Origin of the sequence: Guyparkeria sp. SB14A (assembly GCF_005096345.1) — a bacterium.
GTDB lineage: Bacteria > Pseudomonadota > Gammaproteobacteria > Halothiobacillales > Halothiobacillaceae > Guyparkeria > Guyparkeria hydrothermalis.
Genome location: NZ_SWAW01000004.1, coordinates 26,191 through 34,732, shown reverse-complemented (window position 1 = coordinate 34,732; position 8,542 = coordinate 26,191). Strand labels below are relative to the sequence as shown.

Here is an 8,542-nt window from a genome sequence, read left to right as displayed (position 1 = left end):
ATGCCCGCGAGGCGCATGCGCGCAACGAGTCGGTCGACCGTCTGAGCCAGCGCTATCGTGATTCGATCCGGCGCCGTGCCGATCGGGCCGAGCAGCAGGTAATGGATCAGCATGGCGCGGCCAAGGCCGCGCGCGGGGGCGGAACAGGGGGAATGCAATGAGTCAGATCGGCGAAGGCAAGACAGGCATCGAGGGGCTGGGCCGCCTGCTCGGTACGGGCGAGGGCAAGGCCGGCCGGCTGGCCGCGGGTCTTGGTGGCGGGTCGCGCGAGGAATTCGCCCGCCTGATGGCCTCGGCGCACGGTCGTTTCAAGGCCGATGGTCCGATCGAGGGGGCGGGAGCCGCGACGAAGGGCGGCCCGGGCGCTCGGGCGGCAAGGCGTTTGCCGAGGCGTTGGAGGGATTGGCCGATCAGCTGGCCAAGCTGCGCGAGGCGCTGGGCGGCGCGGCAGGGAAGGGGGCGTCCGCTGGCCAGGCCGGGGCGGATGCCGAGCCGGCCGGGATCGACTCGTTGCGCTCGGCGCTGGACGATCTGGTCGGTGAGCTCGAGGACCGTATCGCCCGCCTCGAGGGCGGGCCGGGAGCGGGTCGGGTGTCGGGTACCGGCGAGGACCCGGCCGGTGGTCGATCGTTTGTCGACGGCTGGCCGGGGGCGGAAGGTGCTCGCCCGCTGGGTGGCCAACATGGTGGCCAAGCTGGTGGCGAGGGTGAGGCGCCGCGCGAATCGACGGCCGGGACGTCGTCAACAATGGCCGAACTGGGGGCCGAGGTGGAGGCACTGACCGACGCACTGGCAAGCCTCAGGCAGTCGTTCGGCACGGACCAGGCGCAAGCGCCCGCTGCGCTGGAGGGCCTGATGGATCGCCTGGCGAGCCTGCGTGACGGTCTGGTCGATGCCCGGGCCGAGCTCGAGGGCGGCCGCGCCGGCGATGCCTCCGCGATGCCTGCCGGCCTCCTGGGGCAGATGCAGGCACTGGAGCAGGCATTGCAGCGGGCCCAGGCGGCTGCCGGTGGCGAGGTTCGGGCGGCCCGCGGCATGGCGGCGTCTCGTGGCGATGGGCAAGCCGGCTGGGACGGGAACTGGCGCTTTGCCGAAACGGGGCGTCGTGCGGCCGGGTCGAACGAGTCCGTGCGGCTGGCTGGTAACGCCGGCGCCGAGTCGGCCCGGAATGCGGATTGGACCGGCGGGCCGGTCAGTGCCGCGCTGGGCCTGACCGGCAGCGAGGCGAGTACCGTGGCACGCGAGCGCGCCCCGCTGACTCGCTGGTCGGCACTCAACGGGTTGCAGGGGCAGGGTGCCCCGCGTGGTGAGTCGGAGTCCGCCTTGAGTGGAAACCCGAATGCCACCACCGGTCTGGCTGGCAGCCCCGCGTCGATGACGTCCAGCGCCGCGCCGGGCTCGGGCATCTTCACCGGGCAGGCGGCGGCCGGTACCCCCAACCCCCAGATGCCGGCGCAGTTGGGCCAGCAGATCCAGTGGATGGTCGGCAAGGGGGTCTCCAAGGCGAGTATCGAACTGCGGCCTGCCGATCTCGGGCCGCTGAAGATCGCGATCGAGACCCAGGGAGACGAGACCCGCATCGCACTGACGGCCACCAACGCCACCGCGCAGGGCCTGCTCGAACAGCAGTTGCCTCGCCTCAAGGAATGGTTGCAGGAGGCCGGCCTTGCCAATAGCGAGGTCGAGGTCGATCTTGGTCAGGAAAGCGACTTCGGCCAGCAATTGGCCGATGCCGACGAGGGTGGCGAGTCCCACACGGGCGAGGCCGGCGGGGGCGCCGGTCAGTCCGGTGATGCGGATGCGGCCGAACTGGCCGCCGTCGGTGCTGACGGGGCGGATGGCAGCGATGATCGAGGCGCCGGGCGTCTGGTCCTCGACCTGTTTGCCTGACGCGCCCCGGGGCGACTCGAGCGGAAGATAGTCCGGTGATGGGGGCGGCGTGCAATACACGCCGTCCCGAGCCAGGTGGGTTTCTTCGGGTTGACTTGGCCGGGGGGTGATTTACCCGAGTTGGCATGCGCGGGGTGGTTTTTTCCAAGGGGTCGCCTGGCGGCCCCTTTTTTGATTCGCGCCCCTGCGGTCATTGCCCGTTCGAGTGGTGGTTGTTGCCGTTTGGAAATAATTCGGGATGCGTTTTCGTGTGTGTGGGGTTCGAAGAAACATGGGCGTTATCAACGTTGACGAGCCGAATGGGCTCGGGAGTGATCTTTCTATTCAACGGGTTTTATCTCCCGGGGCGTTGACCGGTCTGATTTAATGGGCTAGATTTCCGGGGTATCGGGCCGGGCCATGGAATGCGCGGCTTTCTCCGGAGAGAATGTCGATTCGATTGAATCCCATTCCGCCCATTACGTTTTCGCCCATTATTTTTTCGGGGGTAGTTATCCAGATGAGCCAATTCGACGTAAAGAATCTGTCGGCCGACGAACTCAAGAAGCTGGTCAATGACGCCGAGCAGGCCCTGCGCGAGCGCAGCAAGCAACGCGTGATGGAGCTGCGCCGCGAGGCCGAGGCCCTGGCCAACGAGCTCAACACCACCGTGGCCGATATCTTTGGCCTGGAAAAGGGCAGCAAGCAGGCGGGCAAGAAACTGCCGGCCAAGTACATGAACCCGGCCAACCCGTCGCAGACCTGGTCCGGCCGCGGCAAGCGCCCCAACTGGCTGGTCGACGAGCTCAACAAGGGCAAGAAGCTCGAGGACTTCCGCATCTGAGTTGTCGATTCCGGTCGATGACCGGAATGGCACGAATCGAGAAGGCCCTGCCGAACGGCAGGGCCTTTTTTTAAGGAAACTCTGCACGATTTGATGACGTCTCTGCGGGACCTCCAAGGGCCCAGATGCAAGGCGCAGTCCGCCGTGAAGGGCCGTGGGCCCTTTACTAGGGCTGCAACGCCGCAGATGGGCCCTTGGAGGTCCGCCCGGATGGGGCTTGCGGGTTTGCGCGCACTCGTCGTTGCCGTCCCTCGACGGGCAATGAGCCCGTCTTCGGTCCGGCGCCTTGATTGCGAACAAACCCGCGAGCCAGAGGTGCCATAAAATCGTGCAGAGTTTCCTTAATTGCCTCGGCCTTCCTGCCCAAGACGTTTGACGAGCCATTCGGGTGGCTTGTCGATTTTCTCCAGGCAGTGTCGCGCGGCGCGGTCGATCACGCCGTGTTCGTGATAAAGCCCTTCCTTTTCCGCCCATTCGCGGATTTCCCCTTCCAGGATGCCGTGGTGCTTTGCCACACTGATTAACTGCACCACGCCATCCCGGTGCCACTTGGCCTGCGAGTGGCTTTTTTCTTCCTGGGTTTCGGCGACGGCCACCGACGCGGCGGCGATCAGCGGCGCGCCTTCCTCCTGGCGGGCGGCGTCGCTGGCCAGCAGTCGGGCGGCCAGCGGGCAGGTCACCTCGGCGGGTGCTCGCAAGGCCAGCGCGGCGGTGAACGCGAGTCGTAGGCGTTGCGGGTCATCGCCGACCTGGTCGACGAGTCGGTTGAGCACGGTGCGATAGTCGCCTGCCTCGACCATCAGGGCCAGGCCACGCTCGCGCATCGCGGGGTCCAGGTGGCCGCCGAGCCCGTCGAGCACCCGCCGCCACAACCCGAGGCGGTTGTCGTCGAGGTGGGGGGAGAGGATCTCGACCGCCTCCTCGGCACCGCCCTGTTCGACCAATTGCTCGATCAGCATCTCGGCCGCCTGCTCGAGCCAGGCCGGCTCGTCGCAGCGCGCGGCGGTTTCCACCGCGTCAGTCAGGGGTCGAACGGCCTTGAACAGGCTGCCCTGACGGCGCAGCAGCGTGGCCAGATCCAGGTGCACCTGGGTGGCGATCTCGGGCGGCAGCGCGGCAAACTCGGGATGATTGACGAGCTCGCTCAGGCGGTCGATCGCCTCGGCCACCTCGCCCCGCGCGGCCAGGGCCAGCGCCAGGGTATGGGTCAGTCCCGGGTCCCAGGCCTCGGCCAGCAGGCTCTGGGCGAGCGCGGCGGCCTCCTCGAGCCGACCCTCGCCGATCAACGTCACGGCAAGACCGTCGCCGATCTCGAAGCGGCGCGGGTCGTGGCAGCGGCGCATCCAGTCGAGCAGCCAGGGCATCTGTTCGCGTTCGAGGCGGTCGGCCTGCCAGGCCTGGTCGTAGAACCAGTCGATCACGCCGGTGGCCTGGTCGCAGTCCACGGCGCTGGCGGCGGGATCGGTCATCTGGTCGCGCAGGCGGTCGAGGTCAGGGGGGAGCGGTTGCGGCATGGCTGGGCTCGTCGCGGTTGTGTTGTCGGATGATGCCGGGAAGGGTCGTCTTGGCCGAGTGGACCCGATGTGTCGTTCGGCGGCGGTCCGGTGGATTGCATGGGTGGCGACAAGTCTACCGGACTGCACCGCTGCTAATGGCACGTGCCCCGGCATGCTCGACACGGGCTGCGGTTTCTTTATACTCCGCCGCCGGAGTTGGCCAGATTGTCGCGGCGTCCCTAGCGGGCGTCGAGGAAAGTCCGGGCTCCATAGGGCACGGTGCCAGGTAACGCCTGGGCGGCGCGAGTCGACGGAAAGTGCAGCAGAGAGTAGACCGCCGATGGCCACCGCAAGGTGGTACAGGTAAGGGTGAAAGGGTGCGGTAAGAGCGCACCGCACGCGTGGTAACACGTCGTGGCACGGTAAACCCCACCGGGAGCAAGGCCAAATAGGGGAACGATGGCGTGGCCCGCGCTGTTCCCGGGTAGGCTGCTCGAGCGCGACGGTGACGTCGCGCCCAGATGAATGGCAATCCACGACAGAACCCGGCTTACCGGCCGACTCCACCCCATTTCGTGCTTCCGGCGGAACGATCCCGTTTCCGTCGGCCGACGCGGCGGATCGACGCCCTGACGTCACGTCAGGAACGCTCGCCCCCACGTCGCCCCTCCGTACCCGATTTTTCTCCCACTTTCCCCCACCGGCATTCCCGTGCGGCCCGAATGCGGCCCCGCGCATCCTCGTGCGCTTTGTTATCTATGCGTGGTAACCCTCTGTTTTTATCTGAAAACAGGGTCCCGTTTTCTGTTTCTTTGTCGGCTAACTCCTTGTGGTCAAAAGAAAAATCCCGCCATTTGCTTGATCGCCCTGTTGGGTGGGGCTATAGTGCGCGCAGGTGTAGAAAAGTGGGAAAAAGTGGGAAAAAGTGTTCCGGGGCATCACCAACCTGAATCTCGACGCCAAAGGACGCCTGGCCATGCCCACGCGTCACCGGGAGGCGTTTGCCCAGGATGACAACCAACTGATCCTCACCATCGATACCCAGGAGCACTGCCTCCTTATCTACCCGCTGGCGACCTGGCTCGAGATCGAAAAGCAGATCGACGCCCTGCCGTCGTTCAACAAGACCGCCAATCGCATCAAGCGCATGCTGATCGGTCATGCCACCCAGGTGGAATTCGACTCCGCCGGTCGCATCGTCATCCCTCCCGCGCTGCGCGCCCACGCGAAGCTGGAAAAGCCGGCCGTGCTGGTCGGGCAGGGCAAGAAGCTCGAGCTCTGGTCGCAGCCGCTGTGGAGTCAGATGACCGAAGACTTCCTCGATCAGTCGGACGAGGACGACCAATTGCCCACGGCCCTGGAGACCCTGTCGCTATGACGGTCGATGCCAGCCACGACACCGTGCTGCGCGACGAGGCGGTCGACTGCCTGGTCACCGACCCGGCGGGCACCTACGTGGACGGCACCTTCGGTCGCGGCGGCCATAGCCGGGCGATCCTGGCCAAGCTGTCGGCCCAGGGGCGCCTGGTGGGCTTCGATCGCGATGCCGAGGCGGCCGAGTACGCCAGTCGGCTGGCCGACGAGGACCCGCGCTTTTCGTTCATCCGGTCGGCCTTCTCGGGCTGGGGTGAGGCCCTGGCCGCGCACGGAATCGACGGGCCGGTAAACGGGGTGATGTTCGACCTGGGCGTCTCCTCGCCGCAGCTCGACCAGGCCGAGCGGGGTTTCTCGTTCCGTTTCGATGGACCATTGGACATGCGGATGGATCAGAGTCACGGGCCGTCGGCGGCCGACTGGCTGGCGGTCGCCGAGGAAGAGGAGATCCGCGACGTGCTGTTCCGGCTTGGCGAGGAGCGTTTCGCCCGCCGGATTGCCGCGAGCATCGTCGCCCGCCGCGAGCAGGCCCCGCTGACCCGGACGAACGAACTGGTCGACTGTGTCGTCGCGGCCATTCCGAAGCGCGATCCCAACAAGCATCCGGCCACTCGCACCTTCCAGGCCATCCGGCTCTATATCAACAAGGAACTCGACGAGATCACCCAAGCACTGGAGCAGGCGCTCGAGCATCTGGCGCCGGGTGGTCGCCTGGTCGTGATCAGCTTCCATTCGCTGGAGGATCGGATCGTCAAGCGTTTCATCCGCGATCACAGCACCGCCGGCAAGGACTTCTTCGGCAACCCGGTCGGCGCGGTGGCGTTGAAGAAGATCGGCAAGGCCATCCGCGCCGGCCGCGAGGAAACCGCCAGGAACCCGCGGGCGCGCAGCGCGATCATGCGGGTCGCGGAGCGTGCGGCATGAGGGCGGTCAACTTTCTTCTGCTGATGCTGGTGGTCGCGAGCGCGCTCGCGGTGGTGATGCTGGTGGCCGAGGATCGCCGGCTGACCCAGGAGCTTGCCGTGGCCCGTGACGGCATTGAGCGTCTCGAGGGCACCTACGCCGAATTGCAGCTCGAGGAGGGCACGCTGACCGCGCAGGGTCGGATCGAGCGGATCGCGACCGAGGAGCTCGGCATGCTGCCGCCGGCCGAAGACCAGATCACGGTGGTGTTCCGATGAGGGCGGCCTGGGCATTCATCACCCGCTGGGCCTCCTGGCTGGGCGTACGCTGGCGCGCGGGCGTCGTGCTGATGGTGTTCGCGGCCGCGGCCGTGGTGCTGCTCGGGCGGGCGGTGCAGTTGCAGGTCACCGAGCGGGATTTCTACGCCGAGCAGGGTGGCGATCGTCATCAGCGCGTCCAGACGATCGCCGCGCATCGCGGCATGATCACCGATCGTCACGGCGAGCCGCTGGCGATCAGCGTGGCCATGCACGCGATCTGGATCGACCCGAAGGTGATCGGCGCCCATCCGGATGCCGTCAATCGACTGGCGACCATCCTCGATCAACCGGCCGCCGAGCTGCAGCGGCGGGTGCGCGAATACGGCTCGCGCCGTTTCCTTTACGTCGCGCGCCAGGTCCGCCCGAGCCTTGCCGAGGCGGTGCGCGCGGCCAAGCTGCCGGGCGTGGGCCTCAAGCGTGAATACAAGCGCTTCTATCCGACCGCCGACGTCACCGCGCCGCTGCTGGGCTTTGCCAATATCGACGACGAGGGCCTGGCCGGCATCGAGCTGAGTTTCGATGAACTGCTGGCCGGCACCCCGGGCAAGCGCCGCATCCTCAAGGACGGAGATGGCCGCGAGATCGCCGACCTCGGTGTCATCCAGTCCGCCGGCCGGGACAGGACCTGGCGCTGTCGATCGACCGCCGCCTGCAGTACCTCGCCTACCGGGAACTCGCGCGCGCGGTCGAGGAACACGACGCCCTGGCCGGGTCGGCGACGCTGATGAACGTCGCGACCGGCGAGGTGCTCGCCATGGCCAGCGCGCCATCGTTCAACCCGAACAACCGCGCCTCCATCGATCCCAGCGTCACCCGCAACCACGCCGTGGTCGACCAGTTCGAGCCCGGATCGGCGGTCAAGCCCTTCACCGTGGCCACCGCGCTGGCCAGCGGCCGATGGAAACCCTCCGACACCCTCGACACCGCCCCCGGCTACCGCCGCGTGGGCGGCTTCACCATTCATGACCACCGCAATTACGGCACGCTGGACATGACCGGCCTGCTGGAGAAGTCCAGCAACGTCGGCGCCAGCATGCTGGCCGAGGATCTCGGCGCCCAGGTCATCTGGAACACCTACCGGGGGCTGGGCTTCGGCCAGGTGACCGGGGTGGGCTTCCCCGGCGAGGCCTCCGGTTCCTTGAGCCTGTGGCGCGACTGGCGCGTGGCGGATACCGCCGCGCATAGCTACGGCTACGGGCTGGCGGTCACGCCGCTGCAGCTGGCGACCGCCTACGTGGCACTGGCCAACGGCGGGCAATACGTCGCTCCCAGCCTGTTGCGCCAGGACGGTCCCCCCGATACCCGCGCGGTATTCGAGCCCGAGGTGGCCGATCGCGTGGTCGGCATGTTGCGTTCGGTGGTTTCGCCGACCGGCACCGCGCCCAAGGCGTCCGTGACCGGCTTCCAGGTCGCCGGCAAGACGGGCACCGTGCGGCGCCTCGGCAAGGGCGGCTACTCGCGCACCGATTACAACACCGTGTTCGCCGGCGTCGCCCCGGCAAGCGATCCGCGCCTGGCGCTGGTCGTCGTCCTGCATCGCCCCAATGCCGGCAAGGTCTACGCCGGCGACGTCGCCGCGCCCGTCTTCCAACGGGTGATGAGCGGGGCATTGCGGATGCTCAACATCCGACCGGACAACCTGCCGGAACTGCCCGCCGGGCAGATCGCCGGCGACCGGCCGCCGGCGGTGGCCCCGGCAGTGGCCGAGTCCACTCGATCCAGGGAGGCCGGCTGAC

At 67.5% G+C, this 8,542-nt stretch carries 8 protein-coding genes and 1 other RNA gene; 8 read left to right on the top strand and 1 reads right to left on the bottom strand.

Annotation, left to right across the window (positions count from 1 at the left end; genetic code table 11):
• Window positions 1-402 precede the first annotated feature (402 nt).
• On the top strand, window positions 403-1,890 hold the full coding sequence (locus tag FAZ79_RS02735; RefSeq protein WP_169303540.1) for a flagellar hook-length control protein FliK: 1,488 nt from the start codon (window positions 403-405) through the stop codon (window positions 1,888-1,890).
• A gap of 499 nt (window positions 1,891-2,389) precedes the next feature.
• On the top strand, window positions 2,390-2,713 hold the full coding sequence (locus tag FAZ79_RS02730; protein WP_156574744.1) for an H-NS histone family protein: 324 nt from the start codon (window positions 2,390-2,392) through the stop codon (window positions 2,711-2,713).
• 341 nt (window positions 2,714-3,054) lie between these two features.
• On the opposite strand, the gene FAZ79_RS02725 is transcribed toward FAZ79_RS02730, so the two are convergent.
• Window positions 3,055-4,227: a hypothetical protein gene (locus FAZ79_RS02725; RefSeq protein WP_136866385.1), complete on the bottom strand. Its 1,173-nt coding sequence runs from the start codon at window positions 4,225-4,227 to the stop codon at window positions 3,055-3,057.
• 194 nt (window positions 4,228-4,421) lie between these two features.
• Here FAZ79_RS02725 and rnpB point away from each other — a divergent pair.
• From rnpB to FAZ79_RS02695, 6 genes are all read left to right on the top strand, one after another.
• An RNA gene (gene rnpB, locus FAZ79_RS02720) (RNase P RNA component class A) lies at window positions 4,422-4,778 on the top strand.
• Between the two features lie 356 nt (window positions 4,779-5,134).
• Window positions 5,135-5,587 carry a division/cell wall cluster transcriptional repressor MraZ gene (gene mraZ, locus FAZ79_RS02715; protein ID WP_136866384.1) on the top strand — a complete coding sequence of 151 codons (453 nt, stop codon included), beginning with the start codon at window positions 5,135-5,137 and terminating at the stop codon, window positions 5,585-5,587.
• Window positions 5,584-6,507: a 16S rRNA (cytosine(1402)-N(4))-methyltransferase RsmH gene (rsmH, locus tag FAZ79_RS02710; RefSeq protein ID WP_136866383.1), complete on the top strand. Its 924-nt coding sequence runs from the start codon at window positions 5,584-5,586 to the stop codon at window positions 6,505-6,507. Before mraZ ends, rsmH begins: the two co-directional genes overlap by 4 nt.
• Complete coding sequence (gene ftsL / locus FAZ79_RS02705) at window positions 6,504-6,764, top strand: cell division protein FtsL (RefSeq protein WP_136866382.1); 261 nt, start codon at window positions 6,504-6,506, stop codon at window positions 6,762-6,764. The genes rsmH and ftsL overlap by 4 nt, the downstream gene beginning before the upstream one ends.
• Window positions 6,761-7,531: a hypothetical protein gene (locus tag FAZ79_RS02700; protein ID WP_136866381.1), complete on the top strand. Its 771-nt coding sequence runs from the start codon at window positions 6,761-6,763 to the stop codon at window positions 7,529-7,531. Before ftsL ends, FAZ79_RS02700 begins: the two co-directional genes overlap by 4 nt.
• The gene (locus FAZ79_RS02695) at window positions 7,531-8,541 is read left to right on the top strand and encodes a penicillin-binding protein 2 (RefSeq protein ID WP_136866380.1); all 1,011 of its coding nucleotides are present in this window, start codon (window positions 7,531-7,533) and stop codon (window positions 8,539-8,541) included. The genes FAZ79_RS02700 and FAZ79_RS02695 overlap by 1 nt, the downstream gene beginning before the upstream one ends.
• Window position 8,542: the final 1 nt, after the last annotated feature.

Bases quoted from the DNA above. Each gene is read 5' to 3' on its own strand.
- FAZ79_RS02730 (WP_156574744.1), top strand. From the start codon at position 2,390: ATGAGCCAATTCGACGTAAAGAATCTGTCGGCCGACGAACTCAAGAAG.
- FAZ79_RS02725 (WP_136866385.1), bottom strand. From the start codon at position 4,227: ATGCCGCAACCGCTCCCCCCTGACCTCGACCGCCTGCGCGACCAGATG.
- rsmH (WP_136866383.1), top strand. From the start codon at position 5,584: ATGACGGTCGATGCCAGCCACGACACCGTGCTGCGCGACGAGGCGGTC.
- ftsL (WP_136866382.1), top strand. From the start codon at position 6,504: ATGAGGGCGGTCAACTTTCTTCTGCTGATGCTGGTGGTCGCGAGCGCG.
- FAZ79_RS02700 (WP_136866381.1), top strand. From the start codon at position 6,761: ATGAGGGCGGCCTGGGCATTCATCACCCGCTGGGCCTCCTGGCTGGGC.
- FAZ79_RS02695 (WP_136866380.1), top strand. From the start codon at position 7,531: ATGAACGTCGCGACCGGCGAGGTGCTCGCCATGGCCAGCGCGCCATCG.